Below are 24,386 nucleotides of genomic sequence, written 5' to 3'. Positions count from 1 at the left end.
TTGCAAAATCACTGAGTTCTGTTTCACCTACAGCGTCGATAAGTTGCAGTTTTTAATTTGCAACGCATTAAGCGCCTGTTTATACCTGTTTCCGCCACTCATGGTATTACTTTGTGCAACAGCTAGCCTAATATGGCTGTACACTAACCACAATCTCATAGTACTTCACTTAAACAAATAACCATGTCAATCTTTAAAACTCTTGTTACGCGTCAGGTAGCCTTAACTGGTTTACTTGCATTGGGTATGGTCGGCAGTAGCCTGGCCCAGCAAAAGAAGCCAAACATCCTGGTCATATTTGGTGACGATGTTGGTCAGACTAATATCAGTGCCTACTCGTTCGGGGTATTGGGTTACAAAACACCTAACCTGGATGGCTTAGCTCATTCTGGTATGATGTTCACAGATTATTATGCAGAAAATAGCTGTACCGCAGGCCGTTCTACCTTTATTACTGGTCAATGCGCTAAACGTACTGGTTTATCAAAAGTAGGTATCCCAGGGGCGCCTGTTGGCCTGCAGGCAAGGGATGTTACCATCGCACAGGCTTTAAAACCATTGGGTTATAGTACAGGCCAATTCGGTAAAAATCACCTTGGCGACAGGGATGAATATTTGCCGACAAAGCATGGCTTTGATGAGTTTTTCGGTAACCTATATCACCTCGATTCGGAAGAAGAACCACAACGCCCGTATTGGCCAAAAGACGATATCGCTTTTACCAAAAATAATACGCCACGTGGCGTGTTGCACTGTACAGCTGATGGTAAAATAGAAGATACCGGCCCGTTAACCACCAAAAGGATGGAAACCATCGACGATGAAACTACCGCAGCGTGTATAGATTTCATGAAGAGACAAGTACAAGGCGGTAAGCCATTTTTTACTTGGATGAACTTTACCCGTATGCATGCCTTTACACATATCCGCCAGTCTATGCAGGGCCAAAGCGGCATGCCGGGCAATGATTATGCGGATGGCATGCTAGAAATGGATGGCGACGTAGGTAAAATACTACAGGCGCTGGATGAGATGAAAATTGCAGACAATACCATTGTAATTTTCACAACAGATAATGGCCCTAACCAATTTAGCTGGCCAGATGCTGCAACCACACCATTCCGCAGTGAGAAAAATTCGAATTGGGAAGGCGCTTATCGTGTGCCGGCATTTGTACGCTGGCCAGGGCATATTAAACCGGGCACCGTTACTACAGAAATGTTTGCAGGATTGGATTGGTTCCCAACTTTATTGGCTGCAGCCGGTGATGCCAACATTAAAGAACGTTTGTTAGCTGGTACCAGCATTGGAGGTAAAACATTTAAAGTGCATTTGGACGGCTATAACCAGCTCGACTTTTTGACAGGCAAGACAGACAAGAGTTTCCGCGAAGAGTTTGCTTATTTCAATGATGATGCGCAATTGGTTGGTTTCCGATATAAAAATTGGAAAGCCGTATTCCGCGAACAATCTGCTCCTGGCGGTTTCAGGGTATGGTCTGATCCTTTTATCCTCTACAGGGTACCAAAATTATTCAACCTGCGGATGGACCCATATGAAAGAGCTGACCTCGTGTCGGATCAATATTACGACTGGATCTTTAAAAATGCTTACCTCGTAGGGTGGCTTGGCTTCCACGCAGTGGGCTTCCTCGAAACCTTCAAAAAATATCCACCATCACAATTACCGGCTAGTTTCTCTGTAGACGGTGTTGAAGACGAGATAAACGCCATAAACAGCCAGATATTAAAAGCCCATGCGCCGGTTTCCGGGGCAGGAGCAGAAAAATAATTATAAATAAATAGCCTATGTCAATCTTTAAAAACTTTGGCAAGCGTCAGGCAGCCCTAACAGGGCTGCTGACCTTAGCCCTCGCAGGTAGTGCTCTTGCGCAAAAAAAGCCCAATATATTGGTCATCTTTGGTGACGATATCGGGCAATCAAACATAAGTGCATACAGCCGAGGGCTTATGGGCTTTATGACACCTAACATCGATCGTATCGGTGCCGAGGGCGGTGTATTCGTGCAATATTACGGCCAACAAAGTTGTACCGCAGGTCGTGCAGCGTTTATCACCGGCCAGTGCCCTTTCCGTACGGGGTTAACTAAGGTTGGTCTACCAGGTTCGCCAGTAGGGTTGCAAAAAGAAGACCCCACCATTGCCGAGTTTTTAAAGCCTCTAGGTTATATGTGCGGCCAGTTTGGTAAAAACCACCTCGGCGATCAGGATAAATACCTGCCAACAGCTCACGGTTTTGACGAATTTTTTGGTAACCTATACCACTTAAATGCAGAGGAGGAGCCAGAAAATCCGGATTATCCCAAAGATCCTGCTTTTAAAAAGCAATTTGGTCCGCGTGGCGTAATTCATTCTACTGCAGATGGCAAAATAGAAGACACAGGCCCGCTGACCAAAAAACGTATGGAAACTGTTGATGAAGAGTTTTTAGCGGCCGCCGAAAAATTTATGGGTACACAGATCAAAGCTGGAAAACCATTCTTTACCTGGTTTAATAGCACGCGAATGCATGTTTATACTCACCTTAAGCCAGCTTCAGAGGGTAAAACAGGGTTAGGTTTACAGGCGGATGGTATGACCGAACATGATGAAATGGTTGGTGAACTGCTGAAGTTTTTAAAAGATAACGGAATTGAGGATAACACCATTGTAATTTACAGCACCGATAATGGCGCTATGAAAAATCAATGGCCTGATGGAGGTGCTTCGCCTTTTGCTGGTGAAAAAGATATGCAAACAGAAGGTGCATTCCGTGTCCCTGCATTAATCCGCTGGCCAGGGGTTGTTAAACCAGGTACTAATTTTACAGGCTTATTCTCTGCCGAAGATTGGTTACCAACCTTGGTAGCTGCAGCTGGCGGCGACGCAAATTTACCTGCCAGTGTAGCTAAGGGAGCCCAGGAAGGAAGTAAGAACTTTAAAGTACATTTGGATGGCTATAATCAAGTGCCTTACTTGAGTGGCAAAGCTCCCACTGCCAGACACGAATTTGTTTATTTTGATGATGACGGCGACCTAGTGGCTTACCGCGACGAACGTTTCAAATATGTGTTCTCAAGGCAGGATGCACACGGCATGGAAATATGGCGGTACCCAATGACTAAATTAAGGGCTCCAATGTTTATTGACCTCTTGAGCGATCCATATGAATATGCACCATCGAATGCCGCGGCATGGGAAGATTTCTCTGTAAAACATGCTTTCCTGATTCTACCTGCAGTGGAAAAAGTAGCTAAGTATTTAAACACTTACCGCGCGTTCCCGCCGCGGCAGGCTCCTGCATCATTCTCTATAGATGATGTAATTAAAACGCTGCCGCCACCGCAAGTTAAAAATTAAAACTACACTACTTTATTAACCTCAACCATGTATTCCAAACATGCGTGGTTGAGGTTAATTTTTTAATTCTACCAAATATGACAAGCCTCGAACAGATTCTGAAACTTAAAGGCCAGATAGCCGAAAGTATAATTGGGCAAGAGGATGTAATTACCAAAATATTAATCGGCTTGTTGACTGATGGCAATGTGCTTTTAGAAGGTTTACCAGGGCTGGCAAAAACCCGTGCAGTTAAAAGCCTTGCTAAAAATCTCGATTGTAATTTAAGCCGCATCCAGTTTACGCCCGACTTGTTACCGTCTGACATTACCGGCACAGAGATTTATCAGCCCGAGGGTAAAGAAAAATTTGTTTTTCAACAGGGGCCTATTTTCAGCAATTTGATTTTGGCCGATGAAATAAACCGGGCACCCGCCAAAGTGCAATCGGCCTTATTAGAAGCTATGGAAGAACGCCAGGTTTCAGTAGCTGGTAAAACTTACAAAATGGATCCCTTGTTTATGGTGCTGGCTACCCAGAATCCCATTGAGCAGGAGGGAACCTATCCCTTACCCGAAGCCCAGTTAGACCGCTTTATTATGAAGGTTTTGATCACTTATCCCGGTAATGATGATGAATTGCAAATTATACGTTTGGTACGTTCGGAAGCAGCTGAAGAAAAGAAAGAGAAGAAAATTATACCTACACAGGCCATATTTGATGCTCGTACCGAAATTAACAAGGTGCAGGTAAAAGAACCCGCCGAAAAATATATTGTCGATTTGATTAGTGCCACCCGCTATCCCGACAAGTTTAGCAAAGATTTACAACGATGGTTGAATTATGGAGCCAGTCCGCGCGGTAGTATCAGTATTGACCGCTGTGCCCGCGCGGCTGCCTGGCTCGACGGCCGCGACTATATAACCCCTGATGATGTACGCTTTATTATTCACGATGTTTTGCGTCATCGCATCATACTCAGCTATGAAGCCAATGCCGAGGGTATTACCGCCGATGCTGTAATTGACGAATTACTTAAAAGCGTTGCCGTAGCATAAAATAATGGAACACCATGTTTGGATTCGGAAAACACAAAACACCGTCATACCCACCCGAAGTAGTAACTACTTTAAAGGATTTGATGCGTTTTGAATTTTTGGTTCAATCTGGTAATATACTTCCCAAGCACCCTATCTACTCCGTGCTGGCCGGTCGACATGCTTCCAAATTGCGTGGCCGTGGGCTTGATTTTGAAGAAGTGCGGCAGTACGTAGCCGGGGATGATATCCGTAACATAGACTGGCGGGTAACCGCCCGCACCGGCGAAACCTACTCTAAGGTATTTAACGAAGAAAAAGAACGCCCAACTTTCATCGTGGCCGATCAAAGCAGTAGTATGTTTTTTGGTTCGCAACGCTTTGTTAAAGCCGTGTCTGTAGCACATGTTTCGGCCATCAGCGCATTTTATACCATAAAACGTGGTGATAGAGTAGGCGGCATAGTTTTTAACGAAGCAGGTATGGATTTTATGATGCCTAAGCGAAGCAAGGCACAGGTTCAGTACTTTTTACAATGCATCGTAAATCGAAATCAAACTCTGCCTTTACGCAAGGTAGTTGAATCCAATACAGAAGTGTTAAATAGCATGTTGCAAAAAACGCAGGCAGCTATCACGCATGACTATGTGGTAATTGTGATCAGTGATTTTTCAAACATAGATGATCAAACTCGTCGTTATCTGCGGAATCTAAGTCAGCATAATGATGTAATGCTGGTACACATTTACGACAGGCTTGATCAGGAATTGCCCGAGGGGACACTAATCTTGAGCGATGGGAAACGCCAAGCCAATTGGCGAAACAGCAAACGTAACTGGGGCAAACAATACATAGATAGCTTCACCGAGATGCAGCATAACCTGCGCGAAGAGTTTCGTCCGTATGACATTCCCGTCGTGTTTTTTAACACCGAAGAAGCCATCGAAGACCAGATTATGCATGCGATGGGTAAAATAATAAGGAAATAACCAGGCTTAGCCCTATAACAGTTAAGATTTATGGATGAGCAGATTGGAAAATTAATAGAACCCCAACCAGTTCCCTTCACTTTTAATACACCAGGATGGTACGTACTGGGTGCTTTATTATTGATATTGTTGGCTGGGCTAATACTGCTATTAATCAAATATTATCAATTAAACCGCTACCGCAAGCATGCGCTGCTACTGTTGGCTTCTACAGAAAAAAAGTATACCGAGGTAAATGCTTTCGAACTATTGGTTTACGATGCCAATATGTTGGTTAAACGCATTGCCATGAGCCGCTACGGCAGGCAACGGGTATCTGGCTTAAGAGACGGGGAGTGGATAGGTTTTATCAATACCACTTGGCACGAAAAATCTTTTGACAGCAAGGATGAGGTTTTGATTAACGAAACTATATATCAATCGGGGCAGTCGGTTTCAGCCGATGACGCCCAGGCCTTTACCAACAAAGTAAGGCGTTGGATCAGGAAACATAAAAGGCACATCCATGCAGTTTGAAATTGCATATAAATGGGTCTTTTGGCTGGCTGCATTACCATTAGTTGTGTACGTCATCCTGCCGCCTCTACATAAAAAAAGGACTGGACTTATAGCGCCGTTTTTTAAAAGAGCAGCGGCGGTATCTAGCCAACGCCCTAAAAGGCGGGCATGGATAAGTAGTAAGAACTTATTGACTTGGGTGGCACTGGCTGGCTGCTGGTTGTCATTGTTGGCAGCAGCTTCGTCGCCACGATACGTGGGTAAACCAGCTAAGAAAACTAAAACTGTACGGAGCTTTTTAATCGTAACGGATATTTCGCTAAGCATGGCCACTACCGACTGGCATGTAGGTGGCCGTAGATTGACGCGTTGGGGCGCGATAAAATCTATTATGAAAGGTTTTGTGAAAGACCGTAAAAGCGATCAGGTGGGGTTGGTAATGTTTGGCACCAATGCCTATCTGCAGTCGCCGTTTACAACAGACCTCGAAACCGTAAGCTGGTTAATGGATCAAACGGAGGTGGGTATGGCCGGCCAAATGACCAGTATTGGCAGTGCTATAGCCTACGGTATTAAAGTCTTTAAGCAGGACACCATTAAGCAAAAAATAATGCTGCTGCTTACAGATGGTATAGACGGGGGACAGGACATTTCGCCCCTTGATGCTGCTCAGGCGGCAAAACGCGATTCGATAAAGATTTATACCATAGGGATAGGTCAGGCGAGAGGTAGCGGAGGCTATGATTTGGATGAGAAAACACTGAAAGATATAGCCAACACAACCGATGGCCAATATTTCAATGCAATGAATTCCGGGCAGTTAAAAAACGTCTATGCTGTATTAGATAAGCTGCAACCCGTGGTGTACGATGAAGATGTTTACAAGCCTGTGGTGCTCCTGTATTATTATCCTTTAGCAGTGGCGGTTCTATTGGCTTTGGTGGCACCATTTATTAACGCGATAATCAATTTATTCAGACCAAGCAGTTAACGGATATGTACTGGCACGAGCTTAAAGATATCATCACACACATTAACTGGGAGGAGTTTCACTTCTTGCGGCACCGTGCGCTTTATTTGTTTGCGCCATTGGCTGTTATTATACTGCTTCTAATTATCAGCAACAAAGAACGCAAAAAATGGAAAACTATGGTGGCCGAACCTTTGCGACAATATATGTTTAGCAGCGGTAGCTACTGGACTATGATACTGCCGATGTTACTGTTTATTATCGGCGCAAGCTGTATGATTATTGGCCTTGCCGGACCCACCTGGAAAAAGAAAGAAATACCCGGACAAAAAATACAAGCCGTGGTATTAATAGCCCTAGACTTATCGCGGTCGATGATGGCTAAAGACATTAACCCCGACCGCATAGCAAGGGCAAAATTTAAGGTTATTGACTTTCTGGATGCCAATCCGCGTGCCCGGGCAGGTTTGGTTGCGTTTGCCGGTACTGCGCATCCGGTATTACCATTTACGAGCGACTATAAGATTATTAAGTTTCAATCGCAAAGCTTATCTAACAAAATTATGCCAGTTCAGGGCAGTAATATACCTGTATTGCTGCAGCAAGTTGATACGATGATGAAGCATGTAACTGCGCCAAGCACAGTACTATTAATGACCGATGCTATAGATAATAGCGATGCAACGTTGCTAAGTAATTGGGTTAATAAATCAATTCACCATTTAGAAATTTTATTGGTTTCGACACCAAACGGTGCTGTAATACCCGGCTATCCTCGAGTGATCTCGAAACAAGATCCTGCCGTGCTGCAGAACCTGTCGCAGGATACCAAGATCACCATTACCAATTTAACGTTGGATAACTCAGATGTAAAGGGCATTGCCGCTAGGGTTAGTAAGAAGCTATATTTCCAGTCTGAAAAGAAAAAAGATGCTAAAGAGTGGGATGATATGGGCTATTTATTGCTTATTCCTGCATTGGCTATTACCGCATTCTCATTCAGGAGAGGGTGGACCATACAATGGTGCATTTTAATATTTGCGATGTTAAGCCTATCCTCCTGCGGCCTTAAATCCAAAAATCCCGATTGGTGGTATACCAAAGATTACCAGGGTCAGTTATTACAGAACAACGGCAAATATGCCGAAGCAGCAGAGCGATTTGAGGATGATAAGCATAAAGCAGTAGCTTATTACAAAGCCGGTAATTACGAGGCTGCAGCTGACTTGTTTGCGCTGGATTCGTCTGCTGCCGGTAATTATAATCGTGGACTGGCGCTAACCAAACTAGGCAGATTTGATGCTGCGGAAGATGCCTTTAAAAATGCCATCACACTTGATCCATCATTGAAAGGGCAAGTTGATCAAAGTATTCAGGCTGCGAAAGCTATTAAACACCGGGCTGATTCGGTTATGCAATACGAGCATCAGTCTATTACCAATAAGTTTGGAGATAAACAAATTGCATCAAAGCAGAAGGATAAGAATAATCCACTTAAAGAACATAAACCTCAAACAGACGACGAAAAACTCAGCGCGGATACCCGGGTGAAGAACTTGCCTAAGACCGGCGATCGTGCTACGGATAAGGCCCTAAGCAATATTCATGGAGCTCGAGAAGCAAAAAAGTTTGAAAAAGGAACTAATCCCGATAAGAGTGGACAGATAGCCAGCAATATTTTATTCAGAAGAGCAGCCGCAGATCCGGGGGAATTTCTGCACAGAAGGTTTTTATTGCAGGAAAAACTTTATGACCGGAACGTTAAAAAAAGCAAAACGCCATGGTAAAGAAGATGCTTTTTTTGATCTTTCTGATGGGAACTTTGCTGACTGCGAAAGCCCAGGTTAGCTGCTTTGCGCAAATACAGTTAGATCGTAATTCGGTATATGCACAGCAACCATTTAAAGTAACTATAACCGTATTAACGGCTACCTGGTATACGGCTCCTTTAGACTTTGAGAATCTGCAAATTCCGAATGCGTTTATAATCCCTTTTGACAGGACTATGCCCGGCATGTTTACGATTAATGGAAAGCAGTATGCGGGGTTACAATTTTACTACATCGTATTTCCATACAAACCCGGTCGGTTTATGCTGCCGGCAATAAGTATTGTGGCTACAACGCCGCCCCTCAATGAGTCGGTTGCGAAAAAGGTTACTGTTAAAACGAGTCCGGTGCCCTATATCGTAAAACCTGTTCCTCAAAATTTTTCGGGTGATAATTGGTTTGTGGCCAAAGATGTTGCCATTAGCAAAAAATGGAATAAACCGCTGAATAAATTAAAAGTTGGCGATGTAATTAACAGCACCATTACTATTAATGCCCGCGGAACCTTGCCGCAATTTATTCCCGAACTAAAGGCCGATAGTTTAGATTGGGCTGGTGTTTATCCCGGTTCAGTTTCTCTGGCAGATACCCGCGACGACTATGATGCCAATGGAACCCGTACACAAACCGCTACCTATCTCCTGGAGAAGGAAGGTAACTTTGTATTGCCTGCCTCTAGTATCGAATGGTTTAATCCTGTTAATGGCAAGATCTATAAGCGAAATACACCGGCAGTGCGCATTCATGTAGGGCCTAACCCTAATTTGGGGATTTTAAAAACATTAAAAGATAGTTTGGCTACCAAGCAACCTGTACAACCTACAATAGCTGTTAAGCATGGCCCGTGGCTTGTATATGGCATACCGTGGTACTATTTCGCGTTGTACACCTTGGCAGGAATCTGCGTTCTTTATTTTATTATCAAAATGATAATAAAGCTGGTGAAGTGGCTGATGAAAAAGCGTCAAATCTATTTGTCGGGCGAAAATTACTGGTTTGGCAAATTCAACAGATCATCAACTAGCTTTCCTGTATTGTTAAAAAATATGTATTTCTGGTGGGATCGATTTCCTGTTACCAATAAATCGGCATCAATACAAAACGACGCCAAAAGCAAGGGCGATGAGTTAATAAATGAAAAGCTTGCATCCTACTATAAGCAAGAATACTCGGGTGATAGTTCTTCAGTGAATGTTGAATCTACTTTTAAGAAACACGTTAAGCAATATCGGGCCGAACTTAAGTGTAACGCCGGTGCAAACACAAATGATAAGATTTCTATCAATCAAACGGGGTTAGATTAACACATCTATTGAATCTTGTTTTCTCCTTCAAAAGATGTAACGAACTTTTTGGGCGAAAAAGATAACATAAACTGCTCGGCCAAATTAACCATGTCTTTTGATCCGATAAATATCGACGAACGTTGATGGAGTTGTTTAACCTCAATCTCCATAATCCGTTTGTATCCGTCCGAAGCTTTTCCTCCAGCTTGTTCAATAATAAAAGACATTGGGTTACATTCGTAAATGAGCCTCAGTTTACCCTTTTTTGCGCCTGTTGTTGGAGGATAAATAAAAATACCGCCCTTTATTAATGTCCGATGGATGTCGGCAACCATCGAACCGGTATACCTTGAAGTATAAGGCCTGTTGGTATCAGCATCTTCTACCTGGCAATATTTTATATATTTCTTCACGCCGTCGGGGAAATGGATATAATTACCTTCATTTATCGAATATATAGTGCCTGACTCAGGAACAGTCATATTGGGGTGTGAAAGGCAAAACTCCCCTATTGATGGGTCGAGTGTAAATCCATTAACACCTTTACCTGTAGTGTAAACCAACATGGTCGACGAGCCATATATGATGTAACCTGCCGCAACCTGCTCTGTTCCTATTTGTAATACATCCTCGTCTGTAGAATTTGCGCCAATTGCCGATTTCCTTCGATAGATGGAGAAAATAGTTCCCACGCCAACGTTTACATCGATGTTAGACGAACCGTCTAATGGGTCTATCGCCACAATATAACTTGCATCTGTAGAAACGTCCGAATCAATTACTACATACTCGTCGTTCTCTTCCGAAACAACAATGCAACATTCGCCACCGCTTTTTAGAGCAGCAATGAATTGCTCATTCGCGTAAATATCTAGTTTCTTCTGAGATTCGCCCTGAATGTTTGAAGAGCCGGCATCTCCAAGAATATCAACCAAGCCCGCTTTATTTATTTCCCGGTTAACAATTTTGGCGGCTATGCTCAGGTCTTGCAACAGTCGCGAAAGTTCCCCCTTAGCATAAGGGAAATCCTTTTGCCGTTCTATTATAAATTGTCCAAGAGTTTTAAAGGCTGTCATATTTGATTATTGACTGTAATAAATTGGAGTGTTGTCCCAATTTAATACGAAGAAATCTTTTACAGTCTCGAAATCAGATAATTATTTACGCAATCGATTGAGAAGTTTCATAAATGGGCATAATCGCAACAGCTCTTACAATATAGTAAATAACAAAAGCAAGCCCCGGCCATTAGGGTAAATTCACTATAAGCTCTTCACTTAGCGATGGACCCGATGCTACGAGTTTTTGGTCCACCCAAACACATAATTTACTTTGGTTGCCAGGCTGTTGCGTGTTCCAGTCTTTTTTCCAGATAATGTCAATATCGTGATTGTGGTAACGGATATTGCCTAAATAAAAATAATCCCATTTGTCGTCGGGTAGCAGTGGCATAACAGAAAACTTGTTTTCATGGGTCGCTTTAAATCCTAAAAGGTCTTCGATAATAATATCGGGGAAGGTAGAATGGAAATAATCCGATTCGCCACCAAATGTTTTTCCATTACTTGGAATATACCATTCGCCAATGTTCAATTCTTTATTGCCGTGCATACGGGCCAGCTTTTCAATATAGCCGTATAATAGTTCCTTTTCATTGGAAGTGCCACCTTTTTTATAATTACGCAGGTAATTGGCGTATCCTTTATAAACTACCGAATTTTCAAAAGGCCAGCCGCGTCCGTTCCAGGCGTAAGCTTGCTCGTTGTAGTAAGGATGCTGCTGTTCGGCTGTAGTCATGCCGGCAGTATTGAAAAAGCCTTTCCGAGATGAGAACATCTCCCAGCCTTTGCTATAATTTTTATATTCCCCAGCCGGAATCATATTGAAATACCATGGCGTAAAACCAACAGATTCTCGTACTCTTGCTTCGTAATCGCGGGCCCCAAACTCATTGTCGCCGGCGCTGTAGGTGTTGAAGAATTGGTCGTCCTTGTTCCAAAGTAATTTTAAAACTTTATTCTGAAGGTTCGATGCCCTGGCTGAATAATAGGCGGCTTTGCCCGGCTTGTGATGTGACTTATCGTCCGTTTCGTCTAATTGATACAAGTTGGCTAGCGACTGTAGATTACCATAAGCATAACTATTGATTGAAGGCCTCACCAAATAGAAATCAGGATAGCCCTTACGGAAAGCTTTTGGATACATTTTAGCTTGCTCAGATTTTTCGGCATTGCCTGTAGTTTCCCAGCCTAAATAGTAATTCCTCCAGTCATCTTTGGTATAAAGACTGTAAGCACCATCGCTGTGAATGAGCCCTAATACGGCAGAAAGACTGAATTCCATACCATCATACAAATCCAGTATCTTATACATCCCATCCGTTTTTGAGCCCGGATTTTTTACCGTAAACAAGCTATCCCATACCTGCTGATGCTTTTCCATATATGGCAGCATGGTGTGCAGCCAGTTATTGTTGGGGTGAATTTTTAAAAAAGCTTCAATGCCGTTTACCATCCAACTAGAGAAATGGTGACTTTCTGGCCGACTCAGATAGGTCAGGAAGTTTCCATTCTCCCTTTGGTTCAATCTAGATGCGGAGCCGCTCATAAAATATTCGGCATATGATTTTAAGTACTTATCATCACGTAACCAACGCACATCATAAAACTGCTGCCCCGCCGGGCAGGTAATGGCTCCGCTTAGCGACGCCCAGGGTTTTACGCCAAAAAATTCGGTTACTACCCAATAGTTGCGATTATCGGTAGGGTCAAAGTATTCTTTAAGGTGTTTGCTGATCATCCACCAACGGTAGTTGTATACTTTGGTAATCATGCTATCAGAACTCGAGAATAATGGGGCGTTGGTCAGCAGAAACGCTTTGTTATTGTTAGCGTTAAATGGACCGTCGGAAGCAGGCCGGTTGGGATAAGCGTTAAACTCATCTATTTGAGCAGAGAATTGATTTGCAGCGCTAGCCTTTAGCCGATTTAACTCTTGATTGTACACCAGATCTTTTTGAGCCAAGCATGGTATCGGCATGGAGGTTATTGCCATAATTACCCCGATTAGCATGACGGTAACTATGGAAGCTTTTTTATAGAGAAATCTATTCATAGGTTGTTTAAACAGATGCAGGTTTTTCTACGTTGTACTGACCAACGGAGTGGTATTTAAAACCAAATGTATAGATTATGCCCTTATAAATTCTGACTATTTGATTAATAAGGCTGTCTTATAGCCGCCAACTCTGGTCTGCCAGAGCCGCCACTTGCAAGGTTTAATAGTTGGAGATGATAGTAATCAGTTTTTTTAATTTCGCCACTACGCTCTGCTGCCAAAGCGGCACCTTTTGTTCCATTAAGTCGATTGGGGTGTGTTTTTAAATCGGCTTCGTATGCTTGCAGGGCCTGTTCTGGTTTGTTCATTTGCAACAACATGTCGCCCAATAATTCTCGGGCCGGGATCACTTCGCAAGGTGTAACAGGGTGTTTTTCGGTCTGGTCTTCCATATTAGCAGCAAGATTCATCAACCTTAATGCTTCGTCGTTATTTCTTTTATAAAAGGCTATCCAGGCCTCCGACGCTGTAATTTGTATTTTTACCTGGTTGGCTTTATAAGTGTCTTTTTGTTTGACGAGAGTGTCACAAAGCACGTTCAGTTTTGCTAACTCAACTTTTGCGGAATCTAGATTATTTAAATGCACATTCCCCATTAAGCGTGTGAAATGGACAATAGCTGCCTGCCAGGGAAAGTTTCTCCATGGAATTTTTTTCGGTTTCAATTCTAGTTTAGCTGCTTCGGCCCAAAGCTTATTTTCGAGTACATAGCGCGAAGGAATAGCAGCAAATGCATAAGCAACTTTAAAATTGACAGGATATACGTCCGTAATGTTGTTAAGATAGTCCCACTGTGCTTTTGCGAGTTTGTTTTCTCCTTTTTGCAGATAAGCATAAACCAAATAATCCATGCCGTGCAGTTCTTCATCCCAATGGCCTTTAATACCGGCAGCGGGCGCATAGCATTGAGCTGATGATATGGAGGCAAGATTTGAATTAATGGATTCGTCCCAAAGGCCTAGTCGGGTAAAAATGTGTGAGGGCATATGAAGTGCGTGTGCAGAAGAAGGAGCGATGGAGGCATATCTTCTGGCCATAGGTAAAGCCAAGGTTGCCAGCCCGGGATAGTCATAGGTGTGAATAATATAGTGTGCTACACCGGGGTGATTAGGTTCACCAGGATATAGCGCAAATAGAATAGAGGCAGCTTTTTTCTGATTCCTAAAAGTTTTATCGGTAGGATCGGCGGCCGCATCAAGGGCTAACGCATAAAATATCGCGGCTTCTTTATCACCTGGATTATCCCTGTGTACTTTTTCCATACCATGTTCAAAATTAACACTTCGCGTATGATGATCTACTTTGTCCCAATCTGTATAAAAGCTGGAAATGGCATCAATATACTCCGTCTCTCGTATTGATTTTTGTGTAATAGATCGTGCTATCGCCGCGGCTCTGGCACCTTTCTCAAGTTCAAATCCAGTAGGAGGAGTCCAGAGCGGGTGATAATTGCACATAGCTACACCCCAATAGGCCATAGCGCAGTCCGGGTTTTCGTCAATAATTTTAGCGAAGGCTTTTTCGGCTTCATCATATTCAAATGAATGCAGCAGAGCCACCGCGAGATTAAAATCTTCCTTTATCTTTCCTTCACCAGATATCTCAAAATCAACAGAGCCAAAATGTTTTTCGGGTACACCACATAAAACAAGTTTACCTCTTTTAAGCCCAATTTGGGCAATGGCTTCTTTAGAAGGAGCCGAAGTTTTTCCTTTGCACGATACAAGTAGCGCACATGATATAAAAAAAAGCAATTGTAGTTTAAACAATGTTTTTTTCATCATCAAAAAAAACAAATTTAACGCAATTTATTTCTTGTAAGAAAGGTGTCGAACGACAATTATAAAGTATTAAAAGCTACCTGCTTTTTATTGAATTTTTATTTGCTATCCTTATCTTCACATTAACTCCTTACCTAATTAATATTCAAACTGCATCTTTAATTCAAAAGCTGGGTGGCCATAAGTTTTGACTATTGGCTATAGAATTAAATGATTGTGATTGCTTTATCCAATCTCTTAATTTTATAAAACACAAATCAGAAAGTACTGATATACGTTTAATCAAATCAAACCTATAAAAATGGAAAAGGACTCAAATGACATCGACAAATGCCCGTTTCTCAACGGTAGCATGAAACAAAATGTTAGTGGAGGTGGCACCCGAAATACGGATTGGTGGCCAAATCAACTTAAACTCAATATTCTGCGCCAGAACTCTTCTTTATCAAACCCAATGGATAAAGATTTTAATTACGCCGAAGCATTTAAAACGCTCGATCTGGAAGCGGTTAAGAGCGATCTGCATGCGTTAATGACCGATTCGCAGGATTGGTGGCCGGCAGATTTTGGCCACTATGGTGGTTTGTTTATACGTATGGCATGGCACAGCGCAGGCACTTACCGTGTTACTGATGGCCGTGGTGGTGGCGGCGCTGGTTTACAACGATTTGCCCCTTTAAATAGCTGGCCGGATAATGTGAGTTTAGATAAGGCTCGTAGGTTGCTTTGGCCAATTAAGCAAAAATATGGTCACAAGATATCATGGGCCGATTTGATGATCCTCACCGGTAATATAGCGCTCGAGTCGATGGGTTTTAAAACATTTGGCTTTGCGGGAGGCCGTGAAGATGTATGGGAGGCCGACGAATCTGTTTATTGGGGTTCTGAAACTACCTGGCTCGGCGGCGATATACGTTATGCGCACGGTTCGCCAGGTGTAGTTGAAGGTCATGGTGTGTTGGTGGCTGATGACGATGCTGATGGCGATATACATAGTCGCAACCTGCATAAACCGCTTGCTGCTGTGCAAATGGGTTTAATATATGTAAATCCAGAAGGCCCGGACGGTAATCCCGACCCGGTGATGGCTGCTAAAGATATCCGTGATACTTTTGGACGTATGGCAATGGACGATGAAGAAACAGTTGCGCTGATAGCCGGTGGCCACAGCTTTGGCAAAACTCATGGTGCAGCCTCTGCTGATAACGTGGGAAAAGAACCGGAAGCTGTTGATATGGAATTACAGGGCTTTGGCTGGAAAAATGGCTATGGTACCGGAGTTGGTGCTGATACCATTACCAGCGGTTTAGAAGTAATATGGACCAAAACGCCAACCCAATGGAGTAATAACTTTTTTGAAAACCTGTTCGGCTTTGAATGGGAATTAACCAAGAGCCCTGCGGGTGCGCATCAATGGGTGGCTAAAAATGCCGAAGCGATTATCCCGGATGCTTACGATAGCGAAAAGAAGCATCTTCCAACCATGCTTACTACAGATTTAGCATTAAGGTTCGATCCGGAATATGAGAAAATATCAAGACGCTTCCTGGAAGATTTTGACGCATTTTCAGATGCCTTTGCGCGCGCTTGGTTTAAATTAACCCATCGCGATATGGGGCCGCGCGCCTGTTATCTGGGGACCGATGTACCGGCTGAAGAACTGCTGTGGCAAGATATTATCCCGACAGTTGACCATGCATTGGTAGGAGAGAGCGATGTTGCCGCTCTGAAATCAAAAATACTTGCCTCGGGTTTAAGTGTTTCTGAACTGGTGTCTACCGCATGGGCTTCGGCTTCAACTTTTCGTGGATCTGATAAACGCGGTGGTGCTAATGGTGCCCGCATTCGACTGGCGCCACAAAGATATTGGCAAGTAAATAACCCAACGCAACTGCAAAAAGTATTGGGTGTATTGGAGAGTATTCAAAATGATTTCAACGCTGGCGGAAAAAAAGTGTCATTAGCTGACCTTATTGTATTGGCGGGTAATGCTGGCGTTGAAAAAGCTGCCGGCGATGCGGGCCACGCCGTTACTATACCGTTTACACCGGGCCGCATGGACGCTTCGCAAGAGCAAACGGATGTAGAATCATTCGGTTACCTGGAACCTGCTGCCGACGGCTTCCGCAATTATCGTAAATCTAAAGGCTCTGTAGCCACGGAACAATTACTGATTGATAAGGCTCACTTACTTACCCTTACCGCACCGGAGTTAACCGTATTAATGGGCGGCTTAAAAGTGCTGAATATCAATTTCGACGGTTCGAACCATGGCGTATTTACGTCGCGCCCGGGCCAGTTAAGCAACGACTTTTTTGCTAATTTGCTGGATATGGGTACCGAATGGAAAGTCGTAGGAGAAAGCAACGAACTTTATGAAGGTAGTGCCCGCGGCACAGGAGAGGTTAAATGGACTGCCACCCGCGCAGATCTGGTATTCGGTTCTAATTCTGAACTGAGAGCTATAGCCGAAGTTTACGGAAGCGCTGACGCACAAGATAAATTTGTAAATGATTTCGTATCTGTATGGACTAAAATAACGAACCTGGACAGGTTCGACTTGGTCTGATATTAAAATGATCTAATAGTGATCCCCCAATCCTGAATGTAAGGACTGGGGGATTTTTTTATGCATGATTTAGTAATTGAGCAAGAATCAGGTTGCGAAATCCTAATTCTAATGGAAATTTTGTGTCTCTCAAACATTAAATCATGATCAAAAAACCAAGTCTCATTTTTTTGTCTCTGCTGTTTTTCTTCTCCGTATCCCACGCCCAAAGCGACGGCTTCTCTTATCGTTGGCAAAATGTTAACGGTATAAATATCTTTTACAGAACAGCCGGTGATCCTCATAAACCGGTAATTGTTTTGCTTCATGGCTTTCCAAGTTCGTCGATAATGTACCAGGGTTTAATGGAGTTGTTAAAAAAAGAATACTTTTTAATTGCCCCAGATTATCCTGCGCATGGCTATTCTGATGCGCCTCCAACAACCGGATATGCATTTACTTTTGATAACATAAGTAATACTATCGACGATTTATTGAACTACCTGAATATTCACCGATACAGTTTATATATGCAGGATTATGGTGCCCCTGTAGGTTTCAGGCTGGCAATTAAGCACCCAGAACGAATAAGTGCACTGATTATCCAAAATGGTAATGCCTATATAGAAGGTTTTCCTGAAGCACAGAATCCTGATGGTGAACTACAAAAATATTGGCGCGATAAAAACACGCAATACGAAAGAGGCTGGATCGATTATTACCGCAAAGCCAGCTTGATTTCGCCCGAACAAAGGAAGCTCAAATCGAATGTAAACCCCGACCGTCGTAATATGGATGCCGAAATAATGTTGAAACCAGGGCGCCTGGAGCTATTTATGCAGCTTTGGTTTGACTATGCTAACAATGTAAAGAGTTATTCAAAGTGGCACGCATACCTGAAAAAATACCAGCCACCTGTGTTAATTACCTGGGGCAAGAACGATACTTATTTTACTGTCCCAGGAGCGCTGGCTTATCTTAAAGATGTTCCCAAAGCAGAAGTTCATCTGTTAAACGGAGGTCATTGGGCTGCAACAGAAGATGATACAGTTGAAATAGCGGAACTTATAAATAGCTTCTTTATAAGAGACGTGCTTCATAACGACACCACCGCTGCATTATGTAATCGTTGATTATCCTTATTAAGTTTTAATTTTAAATACAATGGCCAAGGATCTTACTATAAATTACTACCGGATAGAAAAGGCTGTAAATTACCTTGCTAATAGCTTTAAATCGCAACCAGATTTAGATGAGATAGCCGAAAAGGTAAACCTAAGCCCCTTTCATTTTCAAAGGCTTTTTGTTGATTGGGTTGGCATAACGCCTAAAAAATTTCTACAATACCTTACGCTCGATCATTTAAAACAACAGATTAAACAAACCGCCAACGTAATTGAAGCTGTGGATATAGCAGGTCTTTCGAGTCAGTCACGTGTATACGATCTTTTTGTGAACATCGAGGGCGTTAGCCCGCAACAATATAAATCGGCAGGAAGGGATCTCGAGATTTCTTATGGCTATCACGCTACACCTTTTGGTATGTGTTTTATTGCTGTTACAGAACGTGGGGTTTGTGATATCCATTTTATAGATGAAGACCATACTCGAGATGAATACTTGAATTTTAGCCGAAAGTGGCAGTTCGCCACATTACAGCATCGTCCAGACGTAACCCAAACTTACATCAAAAGAATATTTCAGCCCGATAAAATAAATGGTGATAAACTGACCTTGTTAGTGCAAGGATCCGATTTCCAAATAAAAGTGTGGGAGGCTCTCGTTAATATTCCGTTTGGTGCGGTAAAGTCATACCAACAGATCTCAGAACAAATCGGCTATCCCGAAAGTATCAGATCAGTAGCTTCCGCAGCCGGTAAAAACCCTATTTCATACCTGATACCCTGCCATCGTATTATATGTAAAAGTGGAGAAGTAGGTAATTTTAGTTATGGCAAGGTACGTAAACAGGCTATGATAGCCTGGGAGATGGGTAGAAACGCTATTATCTCACAGTAATGCTGCAGCTGTTGCATTTCATTTACAGCAAGAATCAGGTTGTTGGCCCATAATGCTGGTTTTACCTTGTGCTAAAATCACAAGGTATCAAATCAAAAATTATGAAAGCACTGATTATTATCGACGCTCAAAATGAGTTCTCAAAAGATGGCAAAAGACCTGTTCCCGATCATCTAAAAACCATAGAAGTTATTAAACAAAGGGTAGAAGAGTTTAGAAAGAATGGAAAGCCCATTGCTTGGGTGAGGCATTTTAATAAACCGTCAGAATCGCCGGCATTCGTGCCTGGTACCTGGGGGGCGGAATTTGTTAGAGGCTTGGGCCCAAAGGAGGAAGTTAATAACGAAAAAGAATTTCGAAAGGATGTTTACGGAGCCTTCACTGGAAGCGATATTGGAGAGTGGTTAAATAGTCTGAATGTGAGTGAGGTTATAATTATAGGGTTTTATACGCATGGCTGCGTGTCTACCACCGCTCGTGAAGCAATTATGGGCGGCCTAAGCGTGTATATAGAAATTGAGGGCACAGCAACTTGTGATATTGAGCACGAAATACTTGGTATTCAACCTGCGGTAGAGGTGCGTAGAAGTGCTTTGTTACAATTAGCCAATATGGGAATAGTAATTTTATAGGTCAACTTTAGGCATTTGATCTGCCGGAATTGCTGCTTTACAAATAGTTAACATAAAGATTACTTTAATTATAAGTACGTCTATAGCACTTTATCGACTTATAACTAAAAACAGTTTCCCCGGTAGATCCTATGACGACAAAACTTAAAAATGCAGCATTAGCATCACTTTCTATGTGCATGCTTTCAATCACTCTTCAAACGCAGGCAAAGGCTAATGTATTGACCGATACCGTTCTCAATACGCCCGGCCCGGCAGCGGTTGTTAAGCCCGGTGACTTTTCGATAGCCGTTTTACCCGATACCCAATACTATTTGGCTCAAGCGCAACTAGGTGGCACATTTGATATGTTTAAAGCCCAGATTGACTGGATACAAAAGCACCAGGTTAAAGAAAATATTGCTTATGTAGCTCACATGGGCGATATCACCGAGCACGGTGATAATCCGGTAACCAATAGATCTGAATGGTATTTGGCTAAAACCGCCCTTTACGGTTTAGAAAATCCGGTGAGTATTCCTTATGGTTTAAGTGTAGGTAACCATGATCAGTTTCCCTCACAATATCCGGTTAAGGGTACAACAAACGGCTATAATCAGTATTTCGGAGTAAAGCATTTTGAAGGTCGCCCTTATTATGGCGGTCACTATGGTAATAATAATGATAGTCATTACGACCTGTTTACTGCCGGCGGTGTTGATTTCATTGTTGTATTTCTAGAGTTTGATTCGCACAACGAAGACCAGGAAGGCTTGTATGGTTGGGCTAACGATATTTTAAAGAAAAATGCATCGCGTAAGGCCATCGTTGTTAGCCATTCTATCCTACACTTTAATCCCGTTGCCGGGTCAAATACACCGCAGGCCCCTTTTAACGCCGAAGGCAAAGCTATTTACGAAAGCTTAAAAGGCAATCCCAATTTGTTTATGATGTTATGTGGCCACGTTGGTGATAATGGCGAAGGCTATCGTACCGAAACATTTAATGGGCATACCATCAAAGCATTTCTGAATGACTATCAGAGCCGGCCAAATGGAGGGCATGGTTTAATGCGTCTTTACAAGTTTTCGGTAAAAAATAATGAGCTAAGTGTTAAAACCTTCTCTCCTTATTTTAAAGAAAGCGAAACTGATGCAGATAGCCAGTTCACCGTTCCTTTGTTTGATGCTCCGGTAAAATAGTCATTAGGCCGCTCGATGGCCGTTTGTAAGAAACCAAATCTCATAAAAATATACCCACCTATCATGAAAAGTAACAACAAGAGTCTGATCAAAGTATCAGCGTGTTTTTTAAGCGGCTTACTCTTTTTCTCCAGCTGTAAAAAATCGCAGCTAGAAGAAACTGAAAAAGTTAAGAAAAGTAGTCTGTCAATGGTTGCCAGCGCATCTGCCACGGTAACAAGTCCGGAAATTAGAGTGTTGTCCTTTAACATAAAGCACAACGACGCAGCCGATCCTCAATCCATAACCGAACGTCAGGGCAATATCCGCCAAATTATTGTGGATAATAACCCGGATATTTTCGGCCTGCAGGAGTTTTCAGATAACTCGTTTGAGTCTTGGTTTATCCCGCAAATGGCTACCCTGGGTTATGGTGTTTATTATGACGAATCGGCCGGTATGGGTACGCCTAAAGTTATTTTTTATAAAACTAACCGATTTACCCTGCTGAGCAGCGGCACGGTTGTGCTGGGGCCTACCAATACTGGCACCTGGGCTAAAATATTAGATAACACTACTTCGCTCAGATATTTTGTTGCAAATAGTCATTGGCAGTTCGATTCACAGTCTGTAAGGATGCAAAACTCAACGGCCCTGGTAAACGCTGTTAACCAAAACAATACCGAAAATCTCCCCGAAATAATTTTTGGTGATTTTAATGCCCAGCCAGGTAGCGATGAAATTAATAACCTCAAAAGCGGTTTAGACATCGTGGATGCTTTAGGAGATACAGATGGCGATCTTACCTTCCATGGTTGGGACGCCACGGGTCATAGTAAGATCGACTGGATGACGAGTGATAGAAGCATGTCTTTTACCTCCTGGAAGGTAATCACAACGAGTTATAACAGTTTTTGGCCGTCAGATCACTGGCCGGTTATGGCAAACTTTGTACCAGGTATTTTTGGTGGGGCTCATGCCGATGCCAACGGAAAAAGCGTAAATGCCAATACCAAATTCTGGTTTGCTGACATCAATGGTGATGGCAAGGCCGATAAGGTTTACTGGAACGCTACTTATGATAGTGGCCGCCCGCAAATATTCCTTTCCAACGGCGATGGTACATTTGCATCAGCTGCGGTGGTGCATACGGCCGGCGCATCTACAGCAACCACAACGCGTTATTATTACGCTGATGTGAACGGAGATGGTAAAGCTGATGAAATTCTTTGGGATCCAACGTTAAACGCCGGGCATACCCGCGTTTACTTAGCAACAAGCAATGGTAATTTCAGTTCAACGGTAATTGATAACCCCGAAGGCACCAGCGCTGGCACTACCACTATTTATAATTTTGCCGATGTGAACGGCGATGGTAAAGCTGATAAGATCTATTGGAACGGAACGTTTGATTCGGGTCATACCCGTGTTTACCTGGCTACATCAGGCGGCAATTTCAGCGGTACTGTGGTTTCTGGTGCTGAGGGGGCAAGTACAACCGCAGGTTCTATATTTTATTATGCTGATGTAAACGGTGACGGCAAAGCAGACAAAATTCTGTGGCAACCGACTTTGAACTCCGGTAAGCCTTCCGTTTTTCTTTCAGATGGCGATGGAACGTTTACTGCATCAACCTCGTTTACCGACTCGGGTGCTTCAAGTGCATCGGCGGCAACAGGTTTCTATTTTACAGATATAAACGGCGATGGAAAAGCAGATAAAATATACTGGAACGCAGGTAATTATTTAGGCAAGCTCAAAATTTACTACGCAACAACAAGTAATACATTTGCCGGGCCATACTATTCCTTAAGAGGTACTTCGCAAAGTGCAGACACAGATTTCTTTTTTGCAGACATCAATGGAGATGGCAAAAGCGACCAGATTCGTTGGAACTATGCTGAGAATAGTGGTGAGCTAAGAAATTATTTCGCAAAATAATAGTAGCAAAGGATTTTGATCGGCGTGTTTAAAACAGAGAAAAAAGGAGAATTTCTCACTTTTTCTCTGTTTTTTATCAATGCCATTACTTGGTTAACAGTGGGTTACGATTGATTACATTTGAGTTGAAAATCAACTCCTATGAAAATCGGCGGGTCTCAACTACTGCTTTGGAGTACCATCGTTATTTTTTCTGCGTGCAAAAAAAACGATGCTCCGGTTTTAAAGAATGAAAAACCTCAACAATTGGAGGTATCAGCTGTAACTATCAATGCTATTCAGGCGCCACTAACTGTTTTAACCCTGGCCGGAAGTTCAACCAGCCGAGAAAACGGCTATCAGGATGGCCCCGGCGCACAAGCCCTGTTCAATAATCCGCAAGGGATGGATATGCTTGAGGATGGCACTATTTATATTGCCGACAACGGCAATAACAAGATTAGAAAGATAAGCCCGCGCAACATCGTATCAACAGTAACCATTCCGCAAAGCAGCGACGGTAAAACCATGCTTCAACCCTTGGCGGTACGAGTAGCCAAAGACGGGACTATAAATATCCTTGTAGCCGAAAGTCCCCTTAATCCTAAACATAAGGTATGGATATTAAAACCCAATGGGCAGCTAATTACACCTGCATATCATAGTACGGACGATCATTATTATGATATTGAAAAAGATCCTTACAATGATTATATGTGGTTTTGTGGGGCTGCACCGGTGTATTCAGACACACATGTTTTAACTGGTTATATTGGCGACGTCGAAAAATTTATACTAAATGCGGGTGGCAATATCGGCATTGATCGCTATCACCCCCCTGGCGATTCATTAACAACTGCCGATAAACAGGCGCCGTTTTTTAGTACCTTTTATTGCGGATATAACGGTGTAAAATATCTGGCTATCAGTAAAAATATCTATAAGTTAACCTCTTCGGGCGAATTTACCCGTATCAATCGCGATGTGTTTTCGGGTTATATCTATTCTATTGTGGCTACTAGGGATAGCCGTACGCTATATATTATTGCCGATGCTGCAATTTATAGCTTATCAAACGGCGTAGTTAAATACCTGGTTGGACCTCATTATAATCTGAACGGCAAAGATGGCGTAGGCAAAGATGCCGACGTTAGTGCGCGTTGTTTGGCATTATCCAAAGATGAAAGCTCGTTATATTTTACCGATTTTCTAAATCATAGTGTCAGACGGCTTTTTTTGAAATAAATAACATTACTGTTTAT

18 protein-coding genes are annotated in these 24,386 nt (G+C 42.8%); 15 read left to right on the top strand and 3 right to left on the bottom strand.

The features are described 5' to 3' along the window. Positions 1-183: 183 nt before the first annotated feature. The 8 genes from GSY63_RS17965 to GSY63_RS17930 all read left to right on the top strand — a co-directional run bounded on the left by GSY63_RS17965 (position 184) and on the right by GSY63_RS17930 (position 9,965). The gene (locus GSY63_RS17965) at positions 184-1,791 is read left to right on the top strand and encodes an arylsulfatase (protein WP_208094589.1); all 1,608 of its coding nucleotides are present in this window, start codon (positions 184-186) and stop codon (positions 1,789-1,791) included. Positions 1,792-1,808: 17 nt separating this feature from the next. After that, on the top strand, positions 1,809-3,359 hold the full coding sequence (locus GSY63_RS17960) for an arylsulfatase (RefSeq protein ID WP_166587215.1): 1,551 nt from the start codon (positions 1,809-1,811) through the stop codon (positions 3,357-3,359). A gap of 77 nt (positions 3,360-3,436) precedes the next feature. After that, positions 3,437-4,396 carry an AAA family ATPase gene (locus GSY63_RS17955; RefSeq protein ID WP_166587214.1) on the top strand — a complete coding sequence of 320 codons (960 nt, stop codon included), beginning with the start codon at positions 3,437-3,439 and terminating at the stop codon, positions 4,394-4,396. Positions 4,397-4,410: 14 nt separating this feature from the next. Then, a complete protein-coding gene (locus GSY63_RS17950) occupies positions 4,411-5,364 on the top strand; it encodes a DUF58 domain-containing protein (protein ID WP_166587213.1) in 954 nt (317 codons plus the stop codon). Between the two features lie 30 nt (positions 5,365-5,394). After that, entirely contained in the window at positions 5,395-5,880 is a 486-nt protein-coding gene (locus tag GSY63_RS17945; RefSeq protein WP_166587212.1) for a DUF4381 domain-containing protein, read from the top strand. Between the two features lie 181 nt (positions 5,881-6,061). After that, the gene (locus GSY63_RS17940; protein WP_317168589.1) at positions 6,062-6,853 is read left to right on the top strand and encodes a VWA domain-containing protein; all 792 of its coding nucleotides are present in this window, start codon (positions 6,062-6,064) and stop codon (positions 6,851-6,853) included. Between the two features lie 5 nt (positions 6,854-6,858). Further along, positions 6,859-8,619, top strand: a complete 1,761-nt coding sequence (locus tag GSY63_RS17935; RefSeq protein WP_166587210.1) for a vWA domain-containing protein — start codon at positions 6,859-6,861, stop codon at positions 8,617-8,619. Beyond that, complete coding sequence (locus tag GSY63_RS17930; RefSeq protein ID WP_166587209.1) at positions 8,613-9,965, top strand: BatD family protein; 1,353 nt, start codon at positions 8,613-8,615, stop codon at positions 9,963-9,965. Before GSY63_RS17935 ends, GSY63_RS17930 begins: the two co-directional genes overlap by 7 nt. A 5-nt stretch (positions 9,966-9,970) precedes the next feature. Here GSY63_RS17930 and fbp read toward each other — a convergent pair whose 3' ends face one another. The 3 genes from fbp to GSY63_RS17915 form a co-directional block, all read right to left on the bottom strand. Continuing rightward, on the bottom strand, positions 9,971-11,023 hold the full coding sequence (gene fbp / locus GSY63_RS17925; protein WP_166587208.1) for a class 1 fructose-bisphosphatase: 1,053 nt from the start codon (positions 11,021-11,023) through the stop codon (positions 9,971-9,973). 172 nt (positions 11,024-11,195) lie between these two features. Continuing rightward, a complete protein-coding gene (locus GSY63_RS17920; protein ID WP_208094587.1) occupies positions 11,196-13,061 on the bottom strand; it encodes an MGH1-like glycoside hydrolase domain-containing protein in 1,866 nt (621 codons plus the stop codon). A 104-nt stretch (positions 13,062-13,165) separates the two neighbouring features. After that, on the bottom strand, positions 13,166-14,848 hold the full coding sequence (locus GSY63_RS17915; RefSeq protein ID WP_208094586.1) for a tetratricopeptide repeat protein: 1,683 nt from the start codon (positions 14,846-14,848) through the stop codon (positions 13,166-13,168). 298 nt (positions 14,849-15,146) lie between these two features. On the opposite strand from GSY63_RS17915, the gene katG reads away from it, so the two are divergent. The 7 genes from katG (at position 15,147) to GSY63_RS17880 (ending at position 24,369) form a co-directional block, all read left to right on the top strand. Further along, entirely contained in the window at positions 15,147-17,414 is a 2,268-nt protein-coding gene (gene katG / locus GSY63_RS17910) for a catalase/peroxidase HPI (protein ID WP_166587207.1), read from the top strand. A gap of 143 nt (positions 17,415-17,557) precedes the next feature. Further along, positions 17,558-18,526 (top strand): alpha/beta fold hydrolase, encoded by a 969-nt coding sequence (locus GSY63_RS17905; RefSeq protein ID WP_166587206.1) that lies wholly within the window; start codon positions 17,558-17,560, stop codon positions 18,524-18,526. Positions 18,527-18,557: 31 nt separating this feature from the next. Further along, positions 18,558-19,412 carry a bifunctional helix-turn-helix domain-containing protein/methylated-DNA--[protein]-cysteine S-methyltransferase gene (locus GSY63_RS17900; RefSeq protein WP_166587205.1) on the top strand — a complete coding sequence of 285 codons (855 nt, stop codon included), beginning with the start codon at positions 18,558-18,560 and terminating at the stop codon, positions 19,410-19,412. A gap of 101 nt (positions 19,413-19,513) precedes the next feature. Next, on the top strand, positions 19,514-20,044 hold the full coding sequence (locus GSY63_RS17895; protein ID WP_166587204.1) for a cysteine hydrolase family protein: 531 nt from the start codon (positions 19,514-19,516) through the stop codon (positions 20,042-20,044). Positions 20,045-20,175: 131 nt separating this feature from the next. Beyond that, entirely contained in the window at positions 20,176-21,225 is a 1,050-nt protein-coding gene (locus tag GSY63_RS17890; RefSeq protein WP_166587203.1) for a metallophosphoesterase, read from the top strand. 63 nt (positions 21,226-21,288) lie between these two features. Then, positions 21,289-23,145: an FG-GAP-like repeat-containing protein gene (locus GSY63_RS17885; RefSeq protein WP_166587202.1), complete on the top strand. Its 1,857-nt coding sequence runs from the start codon at positions 21,289-21,291 to the stop codon at positions 23,143-23,145. Positions 23,146-23,286: 141 nt separating this feature from the next. Then, the gene (locus GSY63_RS17880; RefSeq protein WP_166587201.1) at positions 23,287-24,369 is read left to right on the top strand and encodes an NHL repeat-containing protein; all 1,083 of its coding nucleotides are present in this window, start codon (positions 23,287-23,289) and stop codon (positions 24,367-24,369) included. Positions 24,370-24,386 lie beyond the last annotated feature (17 nt).

The sequence above is a fragment of the Mucilaginibacter agri genome, assembly GCF_009928685.1.
Classification (GTDB): domain Bacteria; phylum Bacteroidota; class Bacteroidia; order Sphingobacteriales; family Sphingobacteriaceae; genus Mucilaginibacter; species Mucilaginibacter agri.
Note: the sequence above shows the minus strand (reverse complement) of the source record. Positions and strands in the feature narration are given on the sequence as shown.

What these genes read in the sequence shown, in the direction of transcription:
- GSY63_RS17960 (WP_166587215.1), top strand. Translation starts at nt 1,809, where the DNA reads ATGTCAATCTTTAAAAACTTTGGCAAGCGTCAGGCAGCCCTAACAGGG.
- GSY63_RS17930 (WP_166587209.1), top strand. Translation starts at nt 8,613, where the DNA reads ATGGTAAAGAAGATGCTTTTTTTGATCTTTCTGATGGGAACTTTGCTG.
- katG (WP_166587207.1), top strand. Translation starts at nt 15,147, where the DNA reads ATGGAAAAGGACTCAAATGACATCGACAAATGCCCGTTTCTCAACGGT.
- GSY63_RS17900 (WP_166587205.1), top strand. Translation starts at nt 18,558, where the DNA reads ATGGCCAAGGATCTTACTATAAATTACTACCGGATAGAAAAGGCTGTA.
- GSY63_RS17885 (WP_166587202.1), top strand. Translation starts at nt 21,289, where the DNA reads ATGAAAAGTAACAACAAGAGTCTGATCAAAGTATCAGCGTGTTTTTTA.
- GSY63_RS17905 (WP_166587206.1), top strand. Translation starts at nt 17,558, where the DNA reads ATGATCAAAAAACCAAGTCTCATTTTTTTGTCTCTGCTGTTTTTCTTC.
- GSY63_RS17890 (WP_166587203.1), top strand. Translation starts at nt 20,176, where the DNA reads ATGACGACAAAACTTAAAAATGCAGCATTAGCATCACTTTCTATGTGC.
- GSY63_RS17945 (WP_166587212.1), top strand. Translation starts at nt 5,395, where the DNA reads ATGGATGAGCAGATTGGAAAATTAATAGAACCCCAACCAGTTCCCTTC.
- GSY63_RS17915 (WP_208094586.1), bottom strand. Translation starts at nt 14,848, where the DNA reads ATGATGAAAAAAACATTGTTTAAACTACAATTGCTTTTTTTTATATCA.
- GSY63_RS17880 (WP_166587201.1), top strand. Translation starts at nt 23,287, where the DNA reads ATGAAAATCGGCGGGTCTCAACTACTGCTTTGGAGTACCATCGTTATT.
- GSY63_RS17965 (WP_208094589.1), top strand. Translation starts at nt 184, where the DNA reads ATGTCAATCTTTAAAACTCTTGTTACGCGTCAGGTAGCCTTAACTGGT.
- GSY63_RS17920 (WP_208094587.1), bottom strand. Translation starts at nt 13,061, where the DNA reads ATGAATAGATTTCTCTATAAAAAAGCTTCCATAGTTACCGTCATGCTA.
- GSY63_RS17935 (WP_166587210.1), top strand. Translation starts at nt 6,859, where the DNA reads ATGTACTGGCACGAGCTTAAAGATATCATCACACACATTAACTGGGAG.
- GSY63_RS17895 (WP_166587204.1), top strand. Translation starts at nt 19,514, where the DNA reads ATGAAAGCACTGATTATTATCGACGCTCAAAATGAGTTCTCAAAAGAT.
- GSY63_RS17955 (WP_166587214.1), top strand. Translation starts at nt 3,437, where the DNA reads ATGACAAGCCTCGAACAGATTCTGAAACTTAAAGGCCAGATAGCCGAA.
- GSY63_RS17950 (WP_166587213.1), top strand. Translation starts at nt 4,411, where the DNA reads ATGTTTGGATTCGGAAAACACAAAACACCGTCATACCCACCCGAAGTA.
- fbp (WP_166587208.1), bottom strand. Translation starts at nt 11,023, where the DNA reads ATGACAGCCTTTAAAACTCTTGGACAATTTATAATAGAACGGCAAAAG.